Below are 26,363 nucleotides of genomic sequence, written 5' to 3' on the forward strand. Positions count from 1 at the left end.
CACGGTGGGGGCAAAAGCCGGGCGAAGGGGTAAAAGCCCCACACGAATCCGGGGTCTCGGGCAGTGCGGAGTGTACAGATGGAAGAGGGCTGCGCTAGAATCCAATGCTTTGCCTTGCCGCACCGCTACAAGACGCAGTGGGCGGCGTTTTCCCAAAAGGAGTCGATATGCGTCATTACGAAATCGTTTTGTTGATCCACCCGGATCAGAGCGAGCAGGTTCCCGCCATGCTGGAACGCTACAAGGGCATGATCACCGCTGGCGGTGGCAAGGTCCATCGCGAAGAAGACTGGGGCCGTCGCCAACTGGCTTACATGATCAACAAGCTCGCCAAGGCCCACTACCTGTGCCTGAACATCGAAGCCGACCAGGCTGTGATGGCTGAGCTGGAGCATGCCTTCAAGTTCAACGATGCCGTGCTGCGTCACCTGACGGTTCAGAAGAAGAAGGCCGACACTGCGCCTTCCTCGATGATGAAGACCGTCGAGCGTGAAGAAGCCCGCAAGGCCAGCCAGACCGAACAGGCCTGAGCCCAGCCCTTTCAGAACCTGAAGGAGTGGAGAACCACGTTGCACTGACGGCAGCCATCGCAGAGCTTCAAGCACTGCGGTACACGCCGGCAGGGCTGCCCGCCCTTGAACTGCGACTCGAACACGCGTCGCGGCAAAAGGAAGCAGGAAGCGAACGCAGCGTGACGGCATCTGTCAAGGCGGTGGCCTTTGGCGCGCTGGCTGAAAAGCTGGCCCGCCAGGCGCTCGGCAGCCAGTGGAAGTTCCAAGGCTTCCTGGCAACGCCCCGCAACGGCAAATTGCTGGTTTTACACATCCAGGACATTCAACAAAACTAATTTTCAAGAGGTCCAGAAATGGCCACGTTCAAGAAATTCAACAAGGACAAGCGCCCCAAGCGCAACACGCAGTCGCTGCTGTTCAAGCGCAAGCGCTTCTGCCGCTTCACCGTCGCCGGCGTCGAAGAAATCGACTACAAGGATGTGGACACCCTGCGTGACTTCATCGGTGAAAACGGCAAGATCGTGCCCGCTCGCCTGACCGGCACGCGCGCCATCTACCAGCGTCAGCTGAACACGGCCATCAAGCGCGCCCGCTTCCTGGCTCTGGTTCCTTACTCTGACCAGCACAAGATCTAAGGAATACAACCATGCAAGTCATTCTGCTCGACAAGGTTGTGAACCTCGGTGGCCTCGGCGACATCGTCAAGGTCAAAGACGGCTACGCCCGCAACTTCCTGATCCCCACGGGCGCTGCCCGTCGTGCCACGGCTTCCGCCAAGGCCGAGTTCGAAGCCAAGCGCGTCGAACTGGAAAAGCAAGCGGCTGAAAAGCTGGCTGCTGCTCAGCAACTGGGCGAAAAGCTCAACGGCGCAAACGTCAAGCTGACCCAGAAGGCTGGCGTTGACGGCCGCCTGTTCGGCTCGGTGACCAACGCCGACATCGCCGAAGAACTGACCAAGGCCGGCTTTGCCGTCGCCAAGTCGCAAGTTCGCCTGGTCAACGGTCCCATCAAGACCGTGGGCGACGCCACCGTGGTCGTGGCACTGCACACCGACGTCAGCGTCGAAGTGACGGTGTCGGTCTACGGCGACCACTCCTGATCCGGGGCTTGTCCCGTATCACCAAAAAGCCGCCTTAGGGCGGCTTTTTGCTTTGCCGTGCCAGGGTGATGACGCCGGGTGGCGCGGCCTTTTGCCAGCCGCTACGATGGCGGGCTCATCTCCAGGAATTCCATGTCGTCCGTAATGCCCCCACTCGATCTCGATGATGCGTTCGCACCGCTGCCTGCTGGCGACCAGCAGGTGGCCCAGTTGCGCGTGCCGCCGCATTCGATGGAGTCCGAGTCCAGCGTTCTAGGGGGGCTGCTGCTGGACAACAACGCCTGGGAGCGTGTTGGTGATCTGCTGGTGGATGGTGATTTCTACCGCCATGAGCACAAGCTGATCTACGAGGCCATCGGCAAGCTGATCAACGGCAGCAAGCCGGCCGATGTGATCACGGTCTACGAGCATTTGCAGAGCATGGGCAAGGCCGAGGAAATCGGCGGGCTGCTGTACCTGAACCAGCTGGCGCAGTACGTGCCCAGCGCCACCAACATCCGGCGCTATGCGGAGATCGTGCGGGAGCGCTCCATCCTGCGCAAACTGGTGACCGCCAGCGACGACATCGCCACCAATGCCTTCAATCCGCAGGGCAAGACGGTCGATCGCATTCTGGACGAGGCCGAGCAGAAGATCCTGGCTATCGGCGAGGAGGGTGCGCGCAACAAGCAGGGCTTCCAGTCGCTCGACACGCTGGTGGTGGACCTGCTGGACCGTGTTCAGGAGATGGCCGACAACCCCATGGACGTGACCGGCGTGCCCACGGGTTTCGTCGATCTGGACCGCATGACCAGCGGCTTGCAGGCCGGTGACCTGGTGGTGCTGGCTGCCCGTCCCTCGATGGGCAAGACCTCGTTTGCGGTGAATATCGCCGAGCATGTGGCGCTCAACGAGGGCCTGCCGGTCGCCATTTTCTCCATGGAAATGGGCGCGGCCCAGCTGGCGGTTCGTATCGTCGGCTCCATCGGCCGCGTCAACCAGGGCAATCTGCGCACGGGCAAGCTCAACGACGACGAGTGGCCGCGCCTGACGGAAGCCATCGAGCGGCTGCGCACGGTATCCCTGCACATCGACGAGACACCGGGCCTGTCCCCCACGGAACTGCGCGCCAATGCGCGGCGCCTGGCGCGCACCTGCGGCAAGCTGGGCCTGATCGTGGTGGACTATTTGCAGCTGATGAGTGGCTCGGGCTCGGCCGCCAGTTCCGACAACCGTGCGACCGAGCTGGGCGAGATTTCGCGGGGCTTGAAAATGCTGGCCAAGGAACTGCAGTGCCCGGTGATTGCCCTGTCACAGCTCAACCGCTCGGTGGAGCAGCGCACCGACAAGCGTCCCATGATGTCCGACCTGCGCGAATCGGGTGCCATCGAGCAGGATGCCGACATCATCATGTTCATCTACCGTGATGACTACTACAACAAGGACAGCAAGGAGCCGAACATTGCCGAAGTCATCATCGGCAAGCAACGTAACGGTCCCACGGGAACGGTGAAGGTGTTCTTCCAGAAGAACCAGACGCGTTTCGAGAACCTGGCTGTGGGCTACGGTGGCGGCGACGAGTACTGACCGGGATACCCCGGCTTTGTGCCCGCAATGAAAAACGGCCCCGAGGGGCCGTTTGCTTTGGGGGGTTGGCGATCTACATGCGCCAGACCTGGATCAGCAGGCCCGCCACGCAGACGCCAAGGATGGCGCATGCCCAGGCCAGCCGCTGGGCGCCCGTGCGCAGCGCGCCCACGGTGGCCACGATCTGGGCGTTCTGCTCTGCCAGCTTTTCGATCAATTCCAGCGACTGGCGCTGGGATTGTTCCAGTTGCACGATGCGTGCGTCCTGGGCCTGGATCAGCTGCAGCGCCTGTTCGCCAGCCGAGCGCGGCGGTGCCAGCGGCTCGACGGCCGCAGGATGCTGTGCATCGAGCTCCTGCGCAGCGTCCTTCTTGCGCAGCAGGTTCTTGGCGGCCTTGACGACCTGGGGCGTGGCCTCGATGACATCGCCCCAGGGCACCAGCTTCAACGCGGTGATCCAGCTGATCGCCATGGCTTAGAGCACCTCGCTGGCGAAGTCTGCCAGGCGCGAACGCTCGCCGCGCGCCAGCGTAATGTGGCCGCTGTGCGGCCAGCCCTTGAAACGGTCCACGGCGTAGGTCAGGCCCGAGGAGCCTTCGGTCAGGTAGGGCGTATCGATCTGCGCCAGATTGCCCATGCAGATGATCTTGGTGCCGGGGCCGGCGCGCGTGATCAGGGTCTTCATCTGCTTGGGCGTCAGGTTCTGGGCCTCGTCGATGATGACGTACTTGTTCAGGAAGGTGCGGCCGCGCATGAAGTTCATGCTCTTGATCTTGATGCGGCTGCGGATCAGCTCATTGGTGGCCGCGCGGCCCCATTCGCCGGCATTGCCGCCATCGCCCTTGGCCAGGAATTCGAGGTTGTCGTCGAGGGCGCCCATCCAGGGACCCATCTTCTCTTCCTCGGTGCCGGGCAGGAAGCCGATGTCCTCGCCCACGCTCACCGTGGCGCGCGTCATGATGATCTCGGTGTAGCGGCGATCGTCCAGCACCTGGGACAGGCCGGCAGCCAGGGCCAGCAGGGTCTTGCCGGTGCCGGCCGTGCCGGTCAGCGTGACCAGGTCAATGTCCGGGTTCATCAGCAGGTTCATCGCGAAGTTCTGTTCGCGGTTGCGTGCCGTGACGCCCCAGACGGCGTACTTGGGATTGCCGAAGTCCTTGAGCGTCTTGAGCACGGCCGTCTTGTCGCGGATCTCGGTCACGCGCATGAACAGGCTGGGCTCGCCGGGTGCCTCGTGGTAGACGAACTGGTTGATCATCAGCTGGTCGACGATGGCACCGCTGATGCGGTAGTAGGTGATGGCGCCTTCCTGCCAGCTCTCGACGTTCTTGCCCGCCTTGGCCCAGAAGTCCTGGGGCAGGGCCAGGGCGCCTGCGTACAGCAGGTCGCCGTCGTCCAGTACCTTGTCGTTCTGGTAGTCCTCGGCCGCCAGGCCCAGCGCGCGTGCCTTGACGCGCATGTTGATGTCCTTGGACACCAGCACGACTTCGCGCTCGCTGAACTTCTTGCGCAGAGCGGCGACCACGCCCAGGATCTGGTTGTCCGCCTTGCCCTGGGGCAGGCTGTCGGGCAGCGAGGTCTCCAGCGGTTCCGTCTGGAAATACAGCATGCCCGTGGCGCTGCGCTGGCCCGTGGCATTCAGCGGCAGGCCCTTGTCCAGCGTTTCGGAGGGCTGGGAGGCGACCAGCGAATCCAGCGTGCGGCTGACCTGGCGGCCGTTGCGCGCCACTTCGGTCATGCCCTTCTTGTGGCCGTCGAGTTCTTCCAGCACCACCATGGGCAGGAAGATGTCGTGTTCCTCGAAGCGGAACAGGCTGGTCGGGTCGTGCAGCAGCACGTTGGTGTCGAGCACGAACAGCGTCTTCGGTCCTGTGCGCGTGCGGCGCGGGCGTACCGGCGCTGCCAGCAGTGCTGCCGGCTTGGCTTCTGTGGACGACCTGTTGGCCGAGCGGGCGCTGGATGGCGCTGCCGTTGCTTTGGAATTGTCGGTTGCGCGGCGCTGCCGATTGGCAGGGGCTGCAGTCGCGGGCGCAGGAGCCGGTGCCGGTGATGCGGGCTTGGTGTTGCGGCCGCGCGCCGGTGCGGGCTTTGCAGCTGTGGCGGTGTTGTTGGAGGCGGGGGCTGGGGCCGGCTTGCGCTTGCGCGTCGCGGCGGCAGCTACGGCCTCGGCTGCATCGGGAAGATCGTCAGCGGGCAGGGGGTCTGCGTGCTGGGCACCGCGCACGGGAAGAAAGGCTTCGGGGGAGAGCTTGGCGGCACGGCGGCCGGGTGCGGGGGGCAGGGGCATAGTGGACGAACCGTTCCTCAACAGGGATCAAAAAGCACAAAGCCGCCTGGAAACCGAGGCGGCTTTGGTGGGGTGACAGGGAAAAGCGTCTTTGCTAAGAGGCATCGTCCCATTATGCATAGGCTGATGGCCTGAATATGTCGGCCGGCGCTTTGTCGCCTGTCAGATTGTCGCTATCAGGCGGCCTGCTTCAGTGCCTTCAGGGTCTTGACAGCCTTGAGCACCTCGTCAACGTGGCCGGGGACCTTCAGGCCGCGCCATTCCTGCACCAGCAGGCCATCGGTGCCCACCAGGAAGGTGGAACGCTCGATGCCCTTCACCTTCTTGCCGTACATGATCTTGTTCTTGACCACGCCGAACATGTGGCACATCTTCTCTTCCGTATCGGCGATGAGCTCGAACGGCAGTTCCAGCTTTTCCTTGAAGTCGTCGTGCGACTTCATGTTGTCGCGCGAGACGCCAAACACGGTGGCACCAGCTTTCACGAAGTCCTTGTACTTGTCGCGGAACTGCATGGCTTCAGTGGTACAGCCAGGCGTATTGTCCTTTGGGTAGAAATACAGGATCAGAATCTGGCCCGTGTGGGAGGTGTTGGTCACCTTGATCCCGCCGGTAGCGTTGGCTTCAAATTCGGGAAGGGGTTTGTTGACAACGATCGCCATGCGCTTATATCTCTCGGGTGTAGTCGTTGAAATGCCGAGGGCCGTGTTTGTGTTTTTGCTTTTATCGGAAATGCCCCCAACCGCAACCTGCAATTTTACCCTGAAAACGGGATTTCACCCAATCAGGGGGCCAGGAGTCTACTCCAAGAGTAGGGCCGCGACGACGTTACGGCCTTCGCTGGCAAGGATGTTGTAGGTGCGACACGCGGCCTGCGTGTCCATGCTTTCCAGGCCTATGCGCCGGGCCATGAGGGGGCGCAGCCAGGCCGCCGGCGGGAAGCGGTTGCGCTGGCCGCTGCCCAGGATGATGACCTCGGCATCCAGTTGGGACAGCGCCTCGAAATGCTCGGGCGTCAGGTCCTCGAAGCGGACGCAGTCCCAGGCCTGGCGCAGGCCCTTGGCGCCTACCAGCAGGCTGTGCTCGAATTTTTCCCTGTCCACGGCGACCCAGCCGGGGCCATAGCCCGTGATGCTCTGTGCTTCGGATTTGTCGGCGTGGAATTTCATGGATGAGGGTGGCGCGGTCTGCGCGATGGGGGTGGCCGCCACACGGCCGGGGCCAGGGCGATGCTGCATTGCGGAACTGTGGTCAAATTATAGGTTTCACCAGGGTGCATGGGGCACTTTGGCGTGCATGAAGGCCGCAAGCCCGCGCCGGCCACTTTCATATTCTCAGCATGAAAACCGTTCTCAAATCCGCAAAACTAGCCAACGTCTGTTATGACATCCGCGGGCCCATCATGGACGCGGCGAAGAAGATGGAAGAGGACGGGCAGAAGATCATCAAGCTCAATATCGGCAACCTGGCCGTGTTCGGCTTCGATGCCCCCGAGGAAGTGCAGCAGGACATGATCCGCAACCTGCCCAATTCGGCAGGCTACTCGGACAGCAAGGGCATCTTCGCGGCGCGCAAGGCCGTGATGCACGAGACCCAGCGCCAGGGCATCCTGGGCGTGACGCTGGACGATATCTACCTGGGCAATGGCGCATCCGAGCTGATCAGCCTGGCCACGAACGCGCTGCTGGACGACGGCGACGAGATGCTGCTGCCGGCGCCCGACTATCCGCTGTGGACCGCCGTCACCAGCCTGTCGGGCGGCACGCCCGTGCACTATATGTGTGACGAGTCCAACGGCTGGATGCCCGACCTGGACGACATCCGTGCCAAGATCACGCCGCGCACCAAGGGCATCGTCGTCATCAATCCCAACAACCCGACGGGCGCCCTGTACAGCAAGCAGCTGCTGCAAAGCATCGTGGCGCTGGCCCGCGAGCATGGGCTGGTGATCTTTGCCGACGAGGTCTATGACAAGGTGCTGTACGACGATGTCGTGCACACGCCGCTCGCCAGCCTGTCCACCGATGTGCTGACGCTGACCTTCAACTCGCTGTCCAAGGCCTATCGCAGCTGCGGCTACCGCGCCGGCTGGATGGTGGTCTCGGGCGACAAGAAGGCGGCCCGGGACTATATCGAGGGCCTGAATATGCTCTCCAACATGCGCCTGTGCGCCAATGTGCCCGGCCAATGGGCCGTGCAGACGGCGCTGGGCGGCCACCAGAGCATCGACGAGCTGGTGCAGGAGGGCGGCCGGCTGCGCGTGCAGCGCGATCTGGCCCACAAGCTGATCACCGAAATCCCCGGCGTGAGCTGCGTCAAGCCGCAAGCCGCGCTGTATATGTTCCCGCGCCTGGACCCCGAGATCTACCCGATCAAGGATGACCAGGCGTTCTTCCTGGAAGTGCTGCAAGAGACCAAGGTCATGCTGGTGCAGGGAACAGGCTTCAACTGGCCGCACCCCGACCATTTCCGCATCGTCTTCCTGCCGCACGACACCGACCTGCGTGAGGCCATCCGCCGTCTCGCAGTGTTCCTCGAGAAATACCGCAAGCGCCACGGCACGGACCGCGGCTGAGCTGTGCGGGCCGGTGGAGGAGAGGGCCTTCCGCCGGCCATTGCTTTTTACCGGCTGCCGGCGCGCACCCTCTGGGCGCCGCAGCGTTTTTTGACTGGCAAGTAGTTTATGAAACCGATCCAAGTAGGCCTTCTGGGCATTGGCACCGTGGGCAGCGGCACCTTCAACGTGCTGCAGCGCAATCAGGAAGAGATCCGCCGCCGTGCGGGCCGCGGTATTGAGATTGCCATGGTGGCCGACCTGGATACGGAACGCGCCCGCTCCGTCGTGGGCGACACGGCCAAGGTGGTCGGCGATGCGCGCGAGATCATCGCTAACCCCGAGATCGACGTGGTGATCGAGCTGATCGGCGGCTACGGCATTGCCAAGGCCCTGGTGCTGGAAGCCATTGCCGCCGGCAAGCATGTGGTCACGGCCAACAAGGCCCTGCTGGCCGTGCATGGCAGCGAAATCTTCAAGGCCGCCGCCGAGAAGGGCGTGATGGTGGCCTACGAAGCGGCCGTGGCCGGTGGCATTCCCATCATCAAGGCGCTGCGCGAAGGCCTGACGGCCAACCAGATCCAGTGGGTGGCCGGCATCATCAACGGCACGACCAACTTCATCCTGTCCGAAATGCGCGACAAGGGCCTGGACTTCGATGTGGTGCTCAAGGAAGCCCAGCGCCTGGGCTATGCCGAAGCCGACCCGACCTTCGACATCGAAGGCGTGGACGCCGCCCACAAGGTCACGCTGATGAGCGCCATCGCCTTCGGCATTCCCGTGCAGTTCGACAAGGCGCATGTGGAAGGCATCACCAAGCTGTCTGCGGCCGACATCAAGTACGCCGAGCAACTGGGCTACCGCATCAAGCTGCTGGGCATCACCAAGCGCACGGACAAGGGTATCGAGCTGCGCGTGCACCCCAGCCTGGTGCCGACCAAGCGCCTGATCGCGAACGTGGAAGGCGCGATGAACGCCGTCGTCGTGCATGGCGACGCCGTGGGCACCACGCTGTACTACGGCAAGGGCGCGGGCTCCGAGCCCACGGCCAGCGCCGTGATCGCCGATCTGGTGGACATCGCCCGCCTGCACACGGCCGATCCCGAGCACCGCGTGCCCCCGCTGGCCTTCCAGTCGAACACGCTGGTCGCCGCAGGTGGCGAGCTGCCCGTGCTGCCCATGAGCGAGGTGGTCACCAGCTACTACCTGCGCATCCGCGTGGCCGACGAAGCCGGTGTGCTGGCCAAGATCACCAGCATCCTCGCGGGCATGGGCATCAGCATCGACGCCCTGCTGCAGCGAGAGGCCGGCGAAGTGAGCGGCGACAGCGAAGGCAGCCAGGGCGTGCCGCAGACCGACCTGATCATCCTGACCCATGCCACGCGTGAAGGCGATATGGACACGGCCCTGGCCCAGATCCAGCAACTGCCCACGGTGCTGGCCCCTATCAACCGCATCCGCAAGGAAGAGTTGAACTAAGACACCCCCTGAGCGGCTGCGCCGCTTCCCCCTCTCTCGCACGCGGGAGGGGGACGACGCCCTCGCTGCGGGGCGGCCCTTGCTCGGCATCCCTGGCATCGGCCGCGCCCCGTCTCACAGAATACTGACGAGGAAGCGACATGCTTTATCTTTCCACGCGCGGCCACGCGGACCGCAAGCGCTTTTGCGACATCCTGCTCGAGGGCCTGGCGCCCGATGGGGGGCTGTACCTGCCCGAGCACTATCCGCAGATCGATGCCGCCCGCTTGGGCGAGCTGCGCAGCATCTACAAGGAGCAGGGCTACGCTGCCCTGGCCTTCGAGATCCTGAGCCTGTACATCGACGACATCCCGGCCGAGGATCTGCGCGCCCTGTGCGCCAAGACCTATACGCAGCAGGTGTTCGGCACGGCCGAGATCACGCCGCTGCGCCAGCTGGAAGACGGCCTGTGGCTCGAAGCCCTGTCCAACGGCCCCACGCTGGCCTTCAAGGACATGGCCATGCAGCTGCTGGGCAACCTGTTCGAGTACGAACTGGGCCGCCGTGGCGAGGAACTCAACATCCTGGGCGCTACCAGCGGTGACACCGGCAGCGCGGCCGAGTACGCCATGCGCGGCAAAAAGGGCGTGCGCGTGTTCATGACCAGCCCGCGCGGCCGCATGAGCCCCTTCCAGCAGGCCCAGATGTTCAGCCTGCAGGACGCCAACATCCACAACATCGCCATCGAGGGCGTGTTCGACGACTGCCAGGACATCGTCAAGGCCGTCTCCAACGACCACGCCTTTAAGGCGAAGTACAAGATCGGCACGGTCAACTCGATCAACTGGGCCCGCCTGCTGGCCCAGGTCGTCTACTACTTCGCCGGTTACCTGCAGGCCACGCAGAGCAATGACCAGAAGGTCAGCTTCACGGTGCCCAGCGGCAACTTCGGCAACATCTGCGCCGGCCACGTGGCGCGCCAGATGCGCCTGCCGATCGCACGCCTGGTGGTGGCGACCAACGAGAACGATGTGCTCGACGAGTTCTTCCGCACGGGCGCCTACGTGGTGCGCGGCAGCGAGCACACCTACGAGACATCGAGCCCCTCGATGGACATCTCCAAGGCCAGCAACTTCGAGCGCTTCGTGTTCGACCTGCTGGGCCGCGATGGCCAGGCCACGCGCGAATTGTTCGCCGAGGGCGTGGCACGCCAGGGCCGCTTCGACCTGGGCGGCAATCCGCTGTTCCAGGAAGCTGCTGCCCGCTACGGCTTCGTCAGCGGCAAGAGCACGCATGCCGACCGCCTGGCCACCATCCGCGATACCTTCGAGCGCTTCGGCACCATGATCGACACGCACACGGCCGACGGCGTCAAGGTGGCGCGCGAGCAGCTGCAGGCCGGCGTGCCCATGATCGTGCTGGAGACGGCACTGCCCATTAAGTTCGCCGCCACCATCGAGGAGGCGCTGGGCCGCCTGCCCGATCGCCCGGCCAAGTTCGAAGGCATCGAGGACCTGCCCAAGCGCGTGACCGACTTGCCGGCCGATGCCGAGCAGGTCAAGGCCTATATCGCCCGGCATTGCGACTGATGCCGCAGCCGGGCTGCCCAAAGGTCCGCAGCAGGAGTGCATGGCGATGAAGGTCATAGGCTTCGCCGGCTACTCGGGCTCGGGCAAGACCAGCCTGGTGGAGCCCCTGATCACGCTGATGCGTGCGCAGGGGCTCAGCGTTTCGGTGGTCAAGCATGCCCACCACCATTTCGATGTCGATCACGAGGGCAAGGACAGCTGGCGCCACCGCAAGGCGGGCGCCTATGAAGTGGTGCTGGCCTCGGATCGCCGTCTGGCGCTGATGCGCGAATTCCCCCGTCCCACGGAGCTGTCGGTGCACGACATGCTGGCCGAACTCGATCCGCGCGTGGATTGGGTGCTGGTCGAAGGCTTCAAGCACGCCGACCTGCCCAAGATAGAGATCTGGCGCGATCAGCCCGAGCGCGCCAGCGCCGGCAAGACCCAGGCGCCCCTGTATCCGCACGACCCCCATGTGCTGGCCATTGCCACCGACGCACCGCAGCGCCTGCCAGAGCCGCCGCGCCAGCCCGTGCTCGATCTCAATGCGCCAGGGCAGATACTGCAATGGCTGCTGGAGCATGCGCAGCAACTGCGCTACCGTGCCCCAGGCCTCCCTCGAAATTAGGAAAACACCATGCGAGCCCCGCTCAAGCCCCTTGACGAAGCGCTGGCCGAATTGCTGGCCCAGGCACTGCCGCTGGCCGGCGATGACACCGTGGACAGCTTCGATGCCGATGGCCGTGTGCTGCTGGCCGATGCCGTCTCTCCGCTGCAAGTGCCGCCCCAGGACAACAGTGCCATGGACGGCTACGCCGTGCGCAGCGCCGAATGCACCCAGGGCAATGCCGAGCTGCCCGTCTCGCAGCGCATCCCCGCAGGCGCCATGGGCCAGCCGCTGGCCGTGGGCACGGTGGCGCGCATCTTCACGGGCGCTCCGGTGCCCGAAGGTGCCGATGCCATCGTCATGCAGGAAGACTGCGAAGTCCTGGAAGACGGTCGCGTGCGCATCAAGGCGCGGCCCGAGGCCGGGCAATGGATACGCCGCTCTGGCGAAGACATCCGGCGCGGCGCCACCGTCATCGCGGCCGGCACGCGCCTGTCGCCGGCCGAGCTGGGGCTGGCGGCCAGCATTGGCCTGGCCTCTTTGCGCGTGGCACGCAAGCCGCGCGTGGCCCTGTTCTCCACAGGCGACGAGCTGGTCATGCCGGGCACCGTGGCGCCCGAGCAGATGCCGCCCGGCAGCATCTACAACAGCAACCGATTCTTCCTTCGCGCCCTGCTGCAGCGCATGGGCTGCGAGGTCACCGACTTCGGCATCGTCCCCGACCGGCGCGAAGCCACTGTGGATGCTTTGCGCGAGGCGGCCCGCGCGCATGACCTGATCCTGACCAGCGGCGGGGTGTCTGTCGGCGAAGAAGACCATGTCAAGCCCGCCGTGCAGGCGCTGGGCCAGCTCGACCTCTGGCAGATCGCCGTCAAGCCTGGCAAGCCCTTCGCCTATGGCCGCGTGAACCGCGAGGACGAAGGCCTTGCCCACTTCATCGGCCTGCCCGGCAACCCGGTCTCCAGCTTCGTCACCTTCCTTTTGCTGGTACGCCCCTTCGTGCTGCGCCTGCAGGGCGTGCAGCAGGCGCTGCCGCGCTCGGTCGAGGTGCGCGCCGACTTCCATTGGCCGCGCGGGGACAAGCGCCGCGAATTCCTGCGCGTGCGCTACAACGACAGCGGCGGGCTGGAGCTGTTCCGCAACCAGAGTTCGGGCGTGCTGACCTCGGCGGCCTGGGGCGATGGCGTGGTGGACAACCCGCCGGGCCAGGCCATTGCGCCGGGCGACCGGGTGCGCTTCATCGCCTTTTCGGAGCTGCTGTCATGAGCCAGGCCATCACCATCACCGTGCGCTATTTCGCCTCCATCCGCGAAGCCCTGGGCACGGGCAGCGAAACCCTGTCCACCGAGGCAGCCACCGTGGGCGCGCTGCGTGAGGAACTGATTGCGCGTGGCGGTGCAGCCGCCGAAGCGCTGGCCCCGGGCAAGGCCGTGCGCATGGCGCTGAACCAGGTCCTGTGCGATGCCGGTGCCGCCATTCGCCAGGGGGACGAGGTGGCTTTCTTCCCTCCCGTGACCGGAGGTTGACCCAAATGACCACCGACAAGCCCGTGGACCAGGCCATCAGTGCGCGCACGCGCAAGGCCCTGTCCGAAGCCAAGGCGCGCGGCGTGCAACTGGGCCGCGCAGGCGCAGACAACCTGCGCGCCACCGTGGAAAAGCGCAAATCCACGGCCGATGCCTTCGCCCAGCAGCATGAGGCGCTGTTCGCCGAACTGCAGGCGCGCGGCCTGACGCACCGCGCCATGGCCGCCGAACTCAATGCCCGCGGCATTGCCGCGGCCCGGGGCGGCGAGTGGACGCACGGTCAGGTGCAACGCATCCTGAACCGCTATGCCGACCTGCGCTCGGCAACACCGTCTGCAGACGGCAGCAGCGGCAGCTGAATCCCGGCCAGCCGCTGCGCCAGCGCGGCCGATGCCGGCTGCATGGGCGCCCGCAGCGTTGCCCGCATTCGGCCCTGCTGCGCCAGCAAGGCCTTGATGGGTGCGGGATTGGGCTCGGCAAAGCAGGCGGCGATGTGCGGCTGCAGCGGCTGCCACAGCGCACGGGCAGCGGGCAGGTCGCCACGCTCCAGGCATTGCATCAACTCAACGAAGTGCCGTGTATGCGCGTGCGCGCTGGCAGCAATCGCTCCCGCACCGCCCAGGGCCAGCGTGGAAAAGATCTGCGCGTCTTCGCCGGCCAGCACCTGCAGCTGCCCATCGGCGATCAGCGCCTGGGTCTTGGCGGCATCGCCCCCGCAATCCTTGATGGCCACGATGCGCTCATGGGCGGCGAGCGCGCGCAGCGTGGCCAGCTCCAGCACCACGCCGGTGCGGTAGGGAATGTCGTAGACGATGACCGGGTGTGCGCTGCGCTCGGCAATCGCCGTGAACCACTGCAGCAGGCCTGCCTGCGACGGGCGTATGTAATGCGGCGCGGGCACCAGAATGCCGGCCAGCGGCAGGGCGTTCAGTGCCCGAACACGGGCCAGCGCATGCCCCAGGTGGCAGTCCGAAACGCCCATGACCACGGGCATGCCCTGGGCCGCTGAGAGGATGGTGGACAGGGCGGCATCGTGCTCCGCTTCGCTCAGCGCGGCGGCCTCGGCGGTCGAGCCGCAGGCCACGTAGCCGGCGATGCCGCTGGCGTTGTAGTGCTGCACAAGGGCGCGCAGCGCCCCATGGTCCACCGCTGCCTCATCTCCAGGAAGAAAGGGCGTGACCAGCGGAAGCCACAGCCCCTGGAATCGGGCTTGCGGCGAGGTGGTGGAAGGCAAAGACATGGAAGATCCCTTCGGGTGATTCAAACAATGAACGACCGGACGCAGCCACCAGCCAGACCGAGGGCGGAAAGGCAGGCGCCTGAAGGGATGCGGGAAGGGGAGATGGAGGCTGCCGGGCCGGTTCCGTCGCTCATCTGGACGGAACCTCAGCTCCGGTCAGACGAGCTGGGGTTTGCAGGCTTTGCCCAGGCACAGGCGCACGGCATCACCGTGGCATGTGGGGAAGGCAAAGATTGCAGGCATGGCGCGCAGTGTAGCGCGCCTGAGCGCCTGGGTGGTGGCCTTCAGGCTGCGCCTTCGGCGCCGGGAGGGGGGGATGCATCGGGCAGCAACGGTGCCTGCCACTCCAGCAGCTCGGCCAGACGCTGCACGATCCAGCGCGCCTCGCCAGGGCTGACGATGGAGCCCTCGGCCGCCAGGCCCGCGTGCATGCCCAGCAGCACGCCTTGCTCCGAGGAGTTGCCGGAGTGATAGAGCGTCTGCGCCTGCTCGACCAGGTGGCTGGCCAGGTCCTCGCACAGTTCATAGCGCCCGACCACGTCTGCAATCGATGCCTTGAGCCGGCCGTGCCGGTCGGCATACAGGGCGGCAAAGCTCGGCGGTGGCTGTATCTGGCTGGTCTCGTCCATGCGCGCCTCAATCGGGTTCGAACAGGCGTTCGAAGCGAGCAAGGTCCTCGGCCAGCTCGCAGCTCACGAGCTGGCCCATCTTGCCGTCGGCCAGGCGGTGGGCTGCGAACAGCGTGGCCTTGCCGCGAAAGTTGTAGTCGGGCAGATGGATGATGGTGTAGGGATGGGACACGAACAGCTGATGCTCGTAGACCACGCGCTGCTCGTTGCGCGGCGACGGGTAGAGCGTGTATTCGGGGGTGGTGATCGTGAGTGTGGCCATGCATGGCCCGCTGCAGCAAAAGGCCGGCGGCGGGGGAGGGCAATGCTACCGCGTTCATCACACCCTGGCGCGCCGCCGCCCTGCGACAATGCGGGCATGCAAGCAGCCCGTGTATCCATCCAGACCGAGGATTTCGACGTATCGGCCGAACTCGCCGCCCTGCGCGGCGGCGATGCGCGCGTGGGCGCGGTCTGCAGCTTCATAGGCACGGTGCGTGACCGCAATGAAGGCGCCGCCGTGGCCAGCATGGAGCTGGAGCACTACCCGGGCATGACCGAGAAATCCATCGAGGCCATCATCGACGAGGCGGTCCAGCGCTTTGGCATCCATGGCGCGCGCGTCATCCACCGCATCGGTCCGCTGCAGCCCCTGGACCAGATCGTGCTCGTGGCCGTCACCGCATCGCACCGGGGCATGGCTTTTCAGGCCTGCGAATACATCATGGACTACCTCAAGTCGCTGGCGCCTTTCTGGAAGAAGGAACAGACGCCCGAGGGCGCGCGCTGGGTGGATGCGCGCGTCAGCGACGAAGAGGCGCTGGCGCGCTGGCGCCAGTGAGGCGGCGCGCCTTCAGGCCTTGAGCGCAGCGCCCCGCAACCATTGCGGCGGGCGGAACACCAGCAGGTTTCCGAACATCACCAGCAGCAGCCCGCCCACGGCCAGCGGCGTCCAGACATAGCCCTCGAAAAGCGCCGAGATGCTGAGCGCAACAATGGGGAACAGCACCGTCGCATAGGCCGCCTTCTCCGGGCCCAGCCGGCCCACCAAGGTCAGGTAGGCCGTGAACGCAATCACCGAGCCTGGAATGGCCAGGTACAGCCAGGAGCCCACATAGGTCCAGCTGGCATCGAAGCGCCAGGGCAGGCCCGCCACCAGCGCATAGCCGGTCAGCAGCAGCGTGCCGGCCAGCATGCCCCAGGCATTGGTCTGGGCCGGCCGCCAGCCCATGGACTGCAGCGAAGCCGACAGCATGTTCCCGCAGGAAAAGCACAGCGTGCCCAGCACCGCCCAGGCCAGACCAGGCAGGCTGGCATGCCGGCCTGCGCGCAGCTCGGGCCAGAACAGCGCCACCAGGCCTGCAAGGCCGAAGAGGCTGCCGGCCAGCACATGGGGCGCCAGCCTGCGGCCGTGGATGATGCGCGCCAGCAGCGCGTTCCAGAGATTGGCGCTGGAGAACACCACGGCGGCCAGGCCGCTGGCCAGCGTTTCGCTGGCATGCATGAAGCACACGAAGTTGAAGCTGAACAGGCACAGACCTTGCCCCAGCACGCGCGGCAGCGCCGGGCCGCGGGGCACGCGCAGCTGCCGCGACCAGGCCAGCCAGGCGAACATCAGCACGGCGGCCAGCGCAAAGCGGTAGGCAATGGACAGCTCCACGGGGACGGCGCCCAGCTGCAGCTTCAGGGCGATCCAGGTCGAACCCCAGATCAGCACGACCAGGGCATAGAGGGTGGCAGTCATGGCCGGTGATGATGGCGCCGCAGGCTGGGCGGGCATGGCAGATTCCTGCGGTTTGATGGCCTGGCGCCATGCGTCGGTATGGCTGCGGGACCACAATCGCTGCCATGACGCCCACGCCGCTGCCCGAGCTGCCCTCCAGCCACCTGTGCCAGGTGCTGTCACGCTCCAAGGCCCGGCTGCAGCGGCGCGTGCGCCTGAGCGAGGGGGTGGAGCTGGCCGTCTGGGCCAATGTGGACGACGAGGTGTGCTACTGCCAGCCCGGTCACCACACGCTGTCGGTCTACCTGGCCGGGGGCGAGGGCTCGCAGCTCAAGGCGCGGCCCGAGGCCATGGGGGCGCCGGGGCGCATCTGCATCTTCACGCCAGAGGACGAATCGCACTGGCTGGTGCGCTCGCCCGTGCAGTTCCTGCACCTGTATGTGTCCGACCTGGCCTGGGCCGGGCGCGTGGTCCGCATGCTGGATGCCGAGCCCCGCTCGCGCACCTTGCGTGCGCAGATCTACGGGGATGATCAGGCCTTCCACGCCGGTGCCCGTGCGCTGATGCAGCTGGACTGGCAGGACCCCCAGCAGCAACTGGCGGCCGATGCCATTGGCCAGCAGCTGGTGGACCGGCTGGTGCTGCAGTCCGCCACGCCGCGCCAGCTGCAGGCGCTGCAGCGGCCGCTGGGTGGGCTTTCTGCGGCCATGCGGCGCAGGGTGCTGGCCCATGTCGAGGCGCATCTGCATGACTCCAAGGCCGTGTCGCTGCCGGCACTGGCGAGACAGGCCTGCCTCTCCGAATTCCATTTCGCACGCATGTTCCGCCAGAGCATGGGCTGCACGGTGCACGAATGGGTGCTGCAGCAGCGCCTGGCCCGGGCACGGCGCGCCCTGTCTGCGCGCAACGTGCCGCCGCTGGCCGAGCTGGCACTGGATTGCGGCTTTTCCGGCGCCAGCCACCTGGTGCGCAGCTTCCGGGCGCATTTGGGCGTTACGCCTACGCAGTTCTCGATCTTTCAGCGCAATGCTTGAGAAGGATGGCCGGCCTCGCCGGCCTTGATCTGGCGCAAGCGTCTGTCCTTGCAGGCCGGGCATGGCTTGAAATTTGCCCTGCCGGTATCAGATAAATCGCAATGACCCTGTTTCAGGAGCGAAAAGAAACACCATGCGAATCGACAAACTGACAACCAAGTTCCAGGAAGCCCTGGCCGACGCGCAAACGCTGGCCCTGGGCGGTGACCAATCCAATATCGAACCCCTGCACCTGCTCGTGGCGCTGCTGCGCCAGGACGATGGTCCGCGCTCGCTCTTGCAGCGCGCCGGCGCCAACGTGGGCCAGCTGCAGGCCGCGGCCGAGAAGGCCCTGGCTGATCTGCCGCGCGTGCAGCACCAGGACCAGGTGCAGGTCGGCTCCGAGCTGGGCCGGCTGCTGCAGGCGACCGAGAAGGAAGCCCTCAAGCGCGGCGACCAGTTCATTGCCAGCGAGCTGTTCCTGCTGGCGCTGACCGACAGCAGCGGCTCTTCCACGCGCGCAGGCCAACTGCTCAAGGAAAGCGGCGTGACGCGCTCCAGCCTGGAGTCGGCCATCAACGCCGTGCGCGGCGGCCAGACCATGGACAGCGCCGAAGGTGAAGGCCAGCGCGAGGCCCTCAAGAAATACACCATGGACCTGACCGAGCGCGCGCGCATCGGCAAGCTCGATCCGGTGATCGGGCGTGACGACGAAATCCGCCGCTCCATCCAGGTGCTGCAGCGCCGCAGCAAGAACAACCCCGTGCTCATCGGCGAGCCCGGCGTGGGCAAGACCGCCATCGTCGAGGGCCTGGCCCAGCGCATCGTGGCCGGCGAGGTGCCCGAAAGCCTCAAGAACAAGCGCGTGCTGTCGCTGGACATGGCGGGCCTGCTGGCCGGCGCCAAATACCGTGGCGACTTCGAGGAACGCCTGAAGTCCGTGCTCAAGGAAGTGGCCCAGGAAGAGGGCCGCATCATCCTGTTCATCGACGAGATCCACACCATGGTCGGCGCCGGCAAGGCCGACGGCGCCATGGACGCGGGCAACATGCTCAAGCCGGCCCTGGCGCGCGGCGAGCTGCACTGCATCGGCGCGACCACGCTCGATGAATACCGCAAGTACATCGAAAAGGATGCGGCGCTGGAGCGGCGCTTCCAGAAGGTGCTGGTCGAAGAGCCTTCCGTGGAGGACACCATCGCCATCCTGCGCGGACTGCAGGTGCGCTACGAGGCCCACCATGGCGTGGACATCACCGACCCGGCCATCGTGGCTGCGGCCGAGCTGAGCCACCGCTACATCACCGACCGCTTCCTGCCCGACAAGGCCATCGACCTGATCGACGAGGCCGCGGCCAAGATCAAGATCGAGATCGACTCCAAGCCCGAGGTCATGGACAAGCTCGAGCGCCGCATGATCCAGCTCAAGATCGAGCGCGAGGCCATGAAGAAGGAAAAGGACGAGGCCTCGCAAAAGCGCCTGCAACTGATCGAGGAGGAGCTCGGCAGCCTGGAGCGCGAGTACGCCGACCTGGAAGAGGTCTGGAAGAGCGAGAAGGCCAGCGCCCAGGGCTCCGAGCAGATCCGCAAGGAGATCGACCAGATCCGCATCCAGATCGAGGAGCTCAAGCGCAAGGGCGACTTCAACAAGGTGGCCGAGCTGCAGTACGGCAAGCTGCCCTCGCTGGAAAAGCAGCTCAACGAAGCCCAGGCCAACGAGCAGGGGCAGGGCGGCGCGCCCGCCCACAGGCTGCTTCGCACCCATGTGGGCGCCGAGGAAATTGCCGAAGTGGTCAGCCGTGCCACGGGCATTCCCGTGGCCAAGATGATGCAGGGCGAGAAGGACAAGCTGCTGCGCATGGAAGACCGTCTGCATGACCGCGTCGTCGGCCAGGACGAGGCCATCTCGGCCGTGGCCAATGCCATTCGCCGCTCGCGCTCGGGCCTGTCCGATCCCAACCGGCCTACCGGTTCCTTCCTGTTCCTGGGCCCCACGGGCGTGGGCAAGACCGAGCTGTGCAAGGCGCTGGCCGGCTTCCTGTTCGACAGCGAGGACCATCTGGTGCGCATCGACATGAGCGAGTTCATGGAAAAGCATTCCGTGGCCCGCCTGATTGGTGCGCCGCCGGGCTACGTGGGCTACGAGGAAGGCGGTTACCTGACCGAGGCCGTGCGCCGCAAGCCCTACAGCGTGCTGCTGCTCGATGAGGTGGAAAAGGCCCATCCCGACGTGTTCAACGTGCTGCTGCAGGTGCTGGACGATGGCCGCCTGACCGATGGCCAGGGCCGCACCGTGGACTTCAAGAACACGGTCATCGTGATGACGAGCAACATAGGCTCTTTGCTGATCCAGGCCATGGTCGGCGAGGATTACGATGATGTGAAAGATGCGGTCTGGGGGGAACTCAAGAACCATTTCCGACCCGAATTCCTCAACCGCATCGACGAAACCGTGGTCTTCCACGCGCTCGACGCGAAGAATATCGAGTCGATCGCAAGGATTCAGCTCAAGCTGCTGGAGCGACGTTTGGAGAAAATGGACCTTGCGCTGCAGGTGTCCGACCAGGCACTGGCCGAACTGGCCAAGGTGGGCTTCGATCCCGTTTTCGGGGCCCGGCCGCTCAAGCGCGCGATACAGCAGCGGATCGAGAATCCGCTGTCGAAACTGCTGCTCGAAGGGCGCTTCCCGCCCAAGAGCACGATTGCGGTACATGTGGACCCGGTACAGGAGCCGGGCGTATTCCGGTTCGATGCGGCAGACCCCGCCTGACGCACCGGGCCAGCCAAGAAAGGCTTTGCTTTGAACGATTTTGTCGCCACCCTGACCCGCTGGGCCGTTCGCATCCTGCTGATGCTTGTGGGCTTGGTCTTCTTTGTCAGCCTGCTGACCGCCGCGGCGCTGCTGGCCCTGGTCTGGGCCGTGAGAGCGCTGTGGGCCAGGCTCACCGGCCAGCCGGTGATGCCCTGGGCCATGCGCATGAGCCCGCGGGCGGGATGGCAGACCGTGTACCGCTCCGGCTCCGAGTGGATGGCACAGCGTCCGCAGCGCGCCTATGGCGCTGCCGAGGGCGGTGGCCGCCGCGCCGGTGCCGGCGTACTGCCGGGTGCGGGCGAGGTGACCGACGTTCAGCCCCGTGAAGTGCGCGAGCCCTGAAGCGTCTTGCTGCAGCCTTTACGCGGCCTGCGCATCTTCGTGCCCAGGCCGCGCGTGGCGGCCCGTATAGTCTGAAACCCTCGGGAGCCCGTGCAAGGCTCCCTTTTTTTTCCTGCCGCTGCATGCCAACATGTGCCGCGACGCATCCTTGGAATGCGGCGCATGCAAGTGTCTTCTTACCATTGAGCCTATGACCCAGCTGGATCTCCACCGCGTCTTCGACCTTCAGTACCAGGCCAGCCGGGCGCAGGTGGACGTGCCCCTGCTGGTACGCCGCGAACGCCTGCTGCGCATGCAAAAGCTGCTGGACGAGCACGGCCCCGTGCTGGCCGCCGCCGTGCAGGCCGACTTCGGCATGCGCTCGCCGCGGCTGACCGAGATGGTGGAGCTGTTCGTGCTGCGCAACCTGCTCAAGCACACGCTGCGCCATCTGGCGCGCTGGTCGGGGCGCCAGCGGGTGCGAACGCCGCTGATGCTCATGCCCGGCCGGGGATGGATAGAGCGCCAGCCGCTGGGCGTGGTGGGGGTGATTTCCCCGTGGAACTATCCGGTGCAGCTGGCGCTGGGGCCGGCCATCACGGCCCTGGCGGCGGGCAACCGCGTCATGCTCAAGCCCAGCGAACTCACGCCGCACACATCGGCCCAGCTGGCGGCGCTGGTGGGGCAGTTTTTCGCGCCCGAGGAATTCGCCGTCATCGAAGGCGATGTGAGCATCGCCACGCAGTTCTCGGGCCTGCACTTCGACCATCTGCTGTTCACCGGCTCGACTGCCGTGGGCCGTCGCGTGGCGCAGGCGGCGGCGGCGCACCTGACGCCGACGACGCTGGAGCTCGGTGGCAAGTCGCCCTGCATCATCTCCACCGACTGCGACCTGAAGGAGGCCGCGCTCAAGATCGCGCATGGCAAGCTCGTCAATGCGGGCCAGACCTGCATCGCCCCCGACTACGTGCTGCTGCCGCGCGGGCAGGAGGCGGAGTTTGCCGAGGCCTTTCGCACCGCGGCGCGGCGGCTGTTTCCGCGCTTTGCCGGCAATCCGGACTATGCGGCCATCCTCACCAAGCGCCACCTCGCACGCCTGCGGCAGATGCTGCGCCAGGCCCAGGGCATGGGGGCGCATGTCGAGTGGATGGAGGATGGCGGAGCCGGCCAGGAGAGCGCCGACATGGCCTGGGGCGATGCCGTGGAGCGCCAGATGGCGCCGGCCCTGGTCTTCAATGCCACCAGCCAGATGCAGCTCATGCAGGAGGAGATCTTCGGCCCCATCCTGCCCGTGATCAGCTACGACAGGCTGGATGACGTGGTCTCGGCCATCAATGCGGGGCCCAGGCCGCTGGCGCTGTACTGGTTCGGCCGCGATGAGAAAGTGCGTGATGCCGTGCTGTCACGCACCATCAGCGGCGGGGTGACGGTCAACGACACCCTGCTGCACTTCGCACACGAGAACCTGCCCTTCGGCGGCGTGGGCGACAGCGGCTGGGGTGCCTACCATTCGGAGCAGGGCTTTGCACGGCTGAGCCATCAGAAGGCGGTGTTCGTGCAGTCGCGCTGGTCGGGGGCTTCGATGCTGTATCCGCCCTACGGCGCAAGGTTCGACCGCATCATGGAGTTGATGCGCCGCTGGCTGTGAGCGAGGGGGTGATTTCTCGCCGTTGCCGGGCTTGCCTGCATCGTGAGAAATTGTCAACTGATTCCTTGCCAAGCCTTGTGTCGCGTGCGCCAGCTGCTCTTTTTTGGAGAGCACATAGCACATCCCAATGCCGAGGGCAAGAAAACGAGCACAGCCGTACTTGCGTGCATGGCTAAGAGCCGCAACGCACGCAAAAAGCGCGATTCCTGTGAAAATCACGCCCTTCTATTTTCACCTGTTTTCGTTTCGGTTTTTCCATGTCTAGTATCCAGGTTCGTCCAGCCACTCTCCGCGATGCAAAAGCGATTGCCCAGATCCATACTGCTTCCGCCATGGAGGCTTATCGCGGTCTGGTTCCCGATGACCAGCTCAAGAGCATGTCGTCGGTAGAAAAACGCCAGGCCTATTGGCGCGAAGCCATCGAATTTTGCGAACCCCAGGTTCAGGTTGCCATCGACGGCGACAAGATCGTCGGCTTCGTCGGTTTCGACCGCTCGCGCGATGAAAAGTCGCGCCAGACCACCGGTGAAATTTGGGCCATCTATGCCGCTCCCACGCACTGGAATCAGGGTGTGGGCGTGGCCCTGTGGGACGCCGCACGCGACGGCCTGCTCGAAGAAGGCTGCACCAATGTCACCTCGTGGGTGCCGCTGCGCAATGAACGCGCGCTGCGCTTCCATGAGCTCGCCGGCTTCAAGCGCGAAATGTCCACCGCCAAGACGGCCCAGGTCGGCGCTCTCAAGATCGAGGAAGTGCGGCTCAAGCGCGCACTGAACTGATCGATTCGCCAAACCATCCACCCATCACTCACGGAGCAGCAGGCCTTGTCCTCTTCCCAGAACTGGTCCCTGCTGCAGTGGCAGGAGCACGAGGCCACCCAGGTTGCCCTGTGGCGCGCGGACAGCACCATGACCGCACCGCGCCGCATCGTCATCGCTGACGACAGCCTGGCCGCCGACAGCGCCTACCGCCTGGCCTGCGAAGGCCAGGCCATGCTGTGGCGCGGCGATTTCCAGAATGCCCGGCAGTTGCTGTCGGCCCTGGGCCGCCGCCTTGACAAGCCCGCACGTGAGACTTCCGCCAAGGCGCGCCAGCGCCGCGCCGGCAAGGAAGACGCCAAGCCGGTCTTTCCCCACGCCTTCCACCTGCACCGCCAGGCACTGGCGCAGCGTGCGCGCATCCTGTCCAGCGTGATGATCGAGCTCGATACCCGCTGGCACTGTGCCCTGCGCCGCGCACCGGACTGGAGCGAAGCCTGTCGCGAAGCCTGGGGCGAGATTCCCGCCGACCAGGGTCCGCACAGCGTGATCGTTCCCCTGCGTGAACTGCTGGGTGCCCTGGGCGCACATGAGTGGCGCAAGAAGGGCGTGGCCCTGGCCGTGCCGGGCATGCCGGAGTTCAGCATTCATCCGCACTACGGCGTGTTCTCCCCGGTGCGCGGCGAGTACCTGGATCTGGTGGCGCAGGCGCCCCTGCCCGCCGTGGCCCAGCAGGCCGATGCCGCCGTCTGGGATATCGGCACGGGCACGGGTGTGCTTTCCGCTCTCTTGCTGCACCGTGGCGTGCGACAGGTGGTGGCCACCGACCTGAGCGACCGGGCACTGGCCTGTGCGCAGGACAACCTGCAGCGGCTGGGTCTGGCGCAGCGCGTGAGCCTGCGCAAGGCCGACCTGTTCCCTGAAGGCCGGGCCGCCTTGGTGGTCTGCAATCCACCGTGGCTGCCGGGCAAGGCCAGCTCCTTGCTGGAGCAGGCCGTCTATGACGAAGGCAGCCGCATGCTGCGCGGTTTTGTCGAGGGCCTTGCTGCACATCTGCTGCCGGGCGGCGAAGGCTGGCTGATCCTGTCGGATCTGGCCGAGCACCTGCAGTTGCGCTCGCGCGAGGAACTGCTGGGCTGGATCGATGCCGCAGGCCTGCAGGTCCTGGGCCGCGAGGACATCCGCCCGCGCCATGGAAAGGCTGCGGACTCCACCGATCCGCTGCACGCGGCACGCGCCGCCGAGCTCACCTCGCTGTGGCGCCTGGCGCCGCGCTGATCGCGCGCGCGTCCACCCTTCGTTTCGTCTAGGCGCCCTGTGCCGTCGCTGCCTCCTGGGGCAGCAGATGCCGCAGGCGCTCGCGCAGGGCATCGGCGCGCTCGTCGCCCGCATGTTCCTGCACGGTCTGCAGCAACTGCAGGGCGGCGGCCTGCAGTGCCTCAAGATCGCGCGCCTCGCGCAGCAGATGGCGCAGCACCTGGGCCTTGTCCTCATGGCGGTTGGCGAACATGCGCTCGCACATATCGAACAGGTACATGCGTGTGCCGGCAAGATTCAGCGTGGCAGCGGTGCCGGGCGGGCTGGATTCCTTCGCAGCGGCCGGTGCCATGGAGGGGGCCTGAGCATGAGCCGGGGGTGATGATTCGGCGGCTTGGCCAGCCAGGCGCTGCAGGTGGCCGCTGGCGATCAGTTGCTCGATCAGTTCACCGGCCTGTGCACCCAGGACCTGCTGCAACTGCTCCTCGGTGCGGCCATCGGCCATCAGCAGCACCGAGCGCTCGCGCAGCGGCAGGCTGCGGCGGCCGGGCTGCAGCTCTTCAAGGGCCTTGGCGGTTTTTTGCAGCAGCATGGTGGGGGCAGGGAGTCCGACAAGCCCCGATTGCACGTTACATGAATGACCGTGGCGTGAAGAAGCCATGACAACTGGTCCGACCGGTGTTCTGCGGCAAGCGCACAATCGCCTGCCATCGCATGGGCGGGCGCTGATTTCCAGGGGCTGGCGGCCGATGCCGGTCGCAGAAATATTGTTTGATCTGTAACAGGAAGACGGGGCGCAGGCCTCGCGACATAGGTGATGAGACTGTTGCTGGCGCCCATGGAGGGCTTGCTTGATTTCGTGCTGCGCGATGTGCTCACGCGCGTGGGTGGCGCAGACCGCTGTGTCTCGGAGTTCATCCGCGTCACGGGGACCGTGCTGCCCGACAAGGTGTTCCTGCGCACCATGCCGGAGCTCAACAACGGCAGCCGGACGCTGGCAGGTGTCCCTGTGCGTGCGCAGCTGCTGGGCTCGGACCCGGACAGCATGGCGGCCAATGCGGCCAATCTGGCGCGCCTGGGTCCGGAAGGCATCGATCTGAACTTCGGCTGCCCCGCCAAAGTGGTCAACCGCCATGGCGGCGGTGCTGCGCTGCTGCAGGACCCGGAGCAGATCGCGCGCGTGGTGGGTGCCGTGCGTGCTGCCGTGCCGGCGGCCATGCCTGTGTCGGCCAAGATGCGCCTGGGTTTCAACGACACGACACTGATGACCGAATGCGCCCAGGCCATGCAGGCCGGTGGCGCCTGCGAAATCGTCGTCCACGCCCGCACCAAGCTCGACGGCTACCGTCCGCCTGCCTACTGGGACATGATCCCGCGCATCCGCGAGTCCGTGACCGTGCCCGTGGTGGCCAATGGCGAGATCTGGACGGTGGAGGATGCGCTGCGCTGCCGCGAGCAATCGGGCTGCGGCGATCTGATGCTGGGCCGGGGAATCGTTGCCGACCCAGGCTTGGCGCTGGCCATTCGCGCTGCCGTGGAAGGCGGGCAGATGCCAGCAGAACATGTTGCAGCACAGGTGTTCTGGAGCGATCTGGTGCCGCAGGTCCAGCGTTTCTGGGACATGGTCTGCAAGGATCTGGAGCCGCGCCAGCGCGCAGGCCGCCTCAAGCAATGGCTGAACCTGCTGCGCCGCCGCTTCCCCGAAGCCGAGCAGGCCTACCAGGAAGTGCGCACGCAGACTGACCAGCGCGAGATCACGCTGTGGGTGCAAGCGCTGGCGCGGCGCCAGGAGTGGGCCGGGCTTTAGCG

General features: G+C 65.7%; 29 protein-coding genes. 20 read left to right on the top strand and 9 right to left on the bottom strand.

Features of this window, described 5'->3' with window-relative positions:
* Positions 1–167: 167 nt before the first annotated feature.
* The 5 genes from rpsF (at position 168) to dnaB (ending at position 3,177) form a co-directional block, all read left to right on the top strand.
* Entirely contained in the window at positions 168–530 is a 363-nt protein-coding gene (rpsF, locus tag DA1_RS01480; protein WP_012207028.1) for a 30S ribosomal protein S6, read from the top strand.
* A gap of 26 nt (positions 531–556) precedes the next feature.
* The gene (gene priB / locus DA1_RS01485) at positions 557–847 is read left to right on the top strand and encodes a primosomal replication protein N (RefSeq protein ID WP_034396646.1); all 291 of its coding nucleotides are present in this window, start codon (positions 557–559) and stop codon (positions 845–847) included.
* Positions 848–865: 18 nt separating this feature from the next.
* Complete coding sequence (gene rpsR / locus DA1_RS01490; RefSeq protein ID WP_012207026.1) at positions 866–1,147, top strand: 30S ribosomal protein S18; 282 nt, start codon at positions 866–868, stop codon at positions 1,145–1,147.
* Between the two features lie 11 nt (positions 1,148–1,158).
* Positions 1,159–1,611: a 50S ribosomal protein L9 gene (rplI, locus tag DA1_RS01495; RefSeq protein WP_013801023.1), complete on the top strand. Its 453-nt coding sequence runs from the start codon at positions 1,159–1,161 to the stop codon at positions 1,609–1,611.
* Between the two features lie 132 nt (positions 1,612–1,743).
* Entirely contained in the window at positions 1,744–3,177 is a 1,434-nt protein-coding gene (gene dnaB, locus DA1_RS01500; protein ID WP_012207024.1) for a replicative DNA helicase, read from the top strand.
* 73 nt (positions 3,178–3,250) lie between these two features.
* Here dnaB and DA1_RS01505 read toward each other — a convergent pair whose 3' ends face one another.
* The 4 genes from DA1_RS01505 to DA1_RS01520 form a co-directional block, all read right to left on the bottom strand.
* Positions 3,251–3,649, bottom strand: a complete 399-nt coding sequence (locus DA1_RS01505; protein ID WP_013801024.1) for a hypothetical protein — start codon at positions 3,647–3,649, stop codon at positions 3,251–3,253.
* Between the two features lie 3 nt (positions 3,650–3,652).
* Positions 3,653–5,464: a PhoH family protein gene (locus DA1_RS01510; RefSeq protein WP_034396643.1), complete on the bottom strand. Its 1,812-nt coding sequence runs from the start codon at positions 5,462–5,464 to the stop codon at positions 3,653–3,655.
* A gap of 176 nt (positions 5,465–5,640) precedes the next feature.
* Positions 5,641–6,126, bottom strand: a complete 486-nt coding sequence (locus DA1_RS01515; protein ID WP_013801026.1) for a peroxiredoxin — start codon at positions 6,124–6,126, stop codon at positions 5,641–5,643.
* A gap of 138 nt (positions 6,127–6,264) precedes the next feature.
* The gene (locus DA1_RS01520) at positions 6,265–6,633 is read right to left on the bottom strand and encodes an Mth938-like domain-containing protein (RefSeq protein ID WP_012207020.1); all 369 of its coding nucleotides are present in this window, start codon (positions 6,631–6,633) and stop codon (positions 6,265–6,267) included.
* A 170-nt stretch (positions 6,634–6,803) separates the two neighbouring features.
* Here DA1_RS01520 and DA1_RS01525 point away from each other — a divergent pair, with 170 nt between their 5' ends.
* The 7 genes from DA1_RS01525 (at position 6,804) to DA1_RS01555 (ending at position 13,536) form a co-directional block, all read left to right on the top strand.
* Positions 6,804–8,039, top strand: coding sequence for a pyridoxal phosphate-dependent aminotransferase (locus DA1_RS01525; protein ID WP_013801028.1), 1,236 nt, complete (start codon positions 6,804–6,806; stop codon positions 8,037–8,039).
* Between the two features lie 108 nt (positions 8,040–8,147).
* On the top strand, positions 8,148–9,497 hold the full coding sequence (locus DA1_RS01530) for a homoserine dehydrogenase (RefSeq protein WP_012207018.1): 1,350 nt from the start codon (positions 8,148–8,150) through the stop codon (positions 9,495–9,497).
* Between the two features lie 140 nt (positions 9,498–9,637).
* Positions 9,638–11,065: a threonine synthase gene (thrC, locus tag DA1_RS01535; protein WP_034396639.1), complete on the top strand. Its 1,428-nt coding sequence runs from the start codon at positions 9,638–9,640 to the stop codon at positions 11,063–11,065.
* A gap of 46 nt (positions 11,066–11,111) precedes the next feature.
* Positions 11,112–11,672, top strand: coding sequence for a molybdopterin-guanine dinucleotide biosynthesis protein B (gene mobB, locus DA1_RS01540; protein WP_034396637.1), 561 nt, complete (start codon positions 11,112–11,114; stop codon positions 11,670–11,672).
* Between the two features lie 9 nt (positions 11,673–11,681).
* The gene (locus tag DA1_RS01545; RefSeq protein WP_034396634.1) at positions 11,682–12,917 is read left to right on the top strand and encodes a molybdopterin molybdotransferase MoeA; all 1,236 of its coding nucleotides are present in this window, start codon (positions 11,682–11,684) and stop codon (positions 12,915–12,917) included.
* Entirely contained in the window at positions 12,914–13,177 is a 264-nt protein-coding gene (gene moaD, locus DA1_RS01550) for a molybdopterin converting factor subunit 1 (protein ID WP_034396626.1), read from the top strand. The genes DA1_RS01545 and moaD overlap by 4 nt, the downstream gene beginning before the upstream one ends.
* 5 nt (positions 13,178–13,182) lie before the next feature.
* Positions 13,183–13,536, top strand: coding sequence for a recombinase family protein (locus tag DA1_RS01555; protein WP_016447744.1), 354 nt, complete (start codon positions 13,183–13,185; stop codon positions 13,534–13,536).
* Here the strand turns inward: DA1_RS01555 and dapA are convergent.
* From dapA to DA1_RS01570, 3 genes are all read right to left on the bottom strand, one after another.
* The gene (gene dapA, locus DA1_RS01560; protein WP_034396621.1) at positions 13,482–14,417 is read right to left on the bottom strand and encodes a 4-hydroxy-tetrahydrodipicolinate synthase; all 936 of its coding nucleotides are present in this window, start codon (positions 14,415–14,417) and stop codon (positions 13,482–13,484) included. The two genes, DA1_RS01555 and dapA, sit on opposite strands and share 55 nt — an antisense overlap.
* 284 nt (positions 14,418–14,701) lie before the next feature.
* Entirely contained in the window at positions 14,702–15,046 is a 345-nt protein-coding gene (locus DA1_RS01565; RefSeq protein ID WP_013801035.1) for a hypothetical protein, read from the bottom strand.
* 7 nt (positions 15,047–15,053) lie between these two features.
* On the bottom strand, positions 15,054–15,308 hold the full coding sequence (locus tag DA1_RS01570; RefSeq protein ID WP_012207010.1) for a hypothetical protein: 255 nt from the start codon (positions 15,306–15,308) through the stop codon (positions 15,054–15,056).
* Between the two features lie 96 nt (positions 15,309–15,404).
* Between DA1_RS01570 and DA1_RS01575 the strand changes: the two genes are divergently transcribed.
* On the top strand, positions 15,405–15,866 hold the full coding sequence (locus DA1_RS01575; protein ID WP_034396618.1) for a molybdenum cofactor biosynthesis protein MoaE: 462 nt from the start codon (positions 15,405–15,407) through the stop codon (positions 15,864–15,866).
* 12 nt (positions 15,867–15,878) lie between these two features.
* On the opposite strand, the gene DA1_RS01580 is transcribed toward DA1_RS01575, so the two are convergent.
* Positions 15,879–16,769 carry a DMT family transporter gene (locus DA1_RS01580; RefSeq protein WP_230590929.1) on the bottom strand — a complete coding sequence of 297 codons (891 nt, stop codon included), beginning with the start codon at positions 16,767–16,769 and terminating at the stop codon, positions 15,879–15,881.
* Positions 16,770–16,873: 104 nt separating this feature from the next.
* Between DA1_RS01580 and DA1_RS01585 the strand changes: the two genes are divergently transcribed.
* From DA1_RS01585 to DA1_RS01610, 6 genes are all read left to right on the top strand, one after another.
* Positions 16,874–17,782, top strand: coding sequence for an AraC family transcriptional regulator (locus tag DA1_RS01585; protein WP_034396615.1), 909 nt, complete (start codon positions 16,874–16,876; stop codon positions 17,780–17,782).
* A gap of 133 nt (positions 17,783–17,915) precedes the next feature.
* Positions 17,916–20,528, top strand: coding sequence for an ATP-dependent chaperone ClpB (gene clpB / locus DA1_RS01590; protein ID WP_034396613.1), 2,613 nt, complete (start codon positions 17,916–17,918; stop codon positions 20,526–20,528).
* Positions 20,529–20,558: 30 nt separating this feature from the next.
* On the top strand, positions 20,559–20,912 hold the full coding sequence (locus DA1_RS01595; RefSeq protein WP_012207005.1) for a hypothetical protein: 354 nt from the start codon (positions 20,559–20,561) through the stop codon (positions 20,910–20,912).
* Between the two features lie 130 nt (positions 20,913–21,042).
* The gene (locus DA1_RS01600; protein WP_080736955.1) at positions 21,043–22,539 is read left to right on the top strand and encodes a coniferyl aldehyde dehydrogenase; all 1,497 of its coding nucleotides are present in this window, start codon (positions 21,043–21,045) and stop codon (positions 22,537–22,539) included.
* Positions 22,540–22,796: 257 nt separating this feature from the next.
* Positions 22,797–23,318 carry a GNAT family N-acetyltransferase gene (locus DA1_RS01605; RefSeq protein WP_012207003.1) on the top strand — a complete coding sequence of 174 codons (522 nt, stop codon included), beginning with the start codon at positions 22,797–22,799 and terminating at the stop codon, positions 23,316–23,318.
* Positions 23,319–23,363: 45 nt separating this feature from the next.
* Entirely contained in the window at positions 23,364–24,575 is a 1,212-nt protein-coding gene (locus tag DA1_RS01610; RefSeq protein WP_034396603.1) for a methyltransferase, read from the top strand.
* Between the two features lie 28 nt (positions 24,576–24,603).
* Here the strand turns inward: DA1_RS01610 and DA1_RS01615 are convergent, their stop codons facing one another.
* Positions 24,604–25,146, bottom strand: a complete 543-nt coding sequence (locus tag DA1_RS01615; RefSeq protein ID WP_034396601.1) for a hypothetical protein — start codon at positions 25,144–25,146, stop codon at positions 24,604–24,606.
* A 225-nt stretch (positions 25,147–25,371) separates the two neighbouring features.
* Here DA1_RS01615 and DA1_RS01620 point away from each other — a divergent pair, with 225 nt between their 5' ends.
* Positions 25,372–26,361 (top strand): tRNA dihydrouridine synthase, encoded by a 990-nt coding sequence (locus DA1_RS01620; protein ID WP_034396600.1) that lies wholly within the window; start codon positions 25,372–25,374, stop codon positions 26,359–26,361.
* The last annotated feature ends 2 nt before the right edge of the window (positions 26,362–26,363 follow it).

It is taken from the genome of Delftia acidovorans NBRC 14950 (assembly GCF_001598795.1).
Classification (GTDB): Bacteria; Pseudomonadota; Gammaproteobacteria; order Burkholderiales; family Burkholderiaceae_C; genus Comamonas; species Comamonas acidovorans.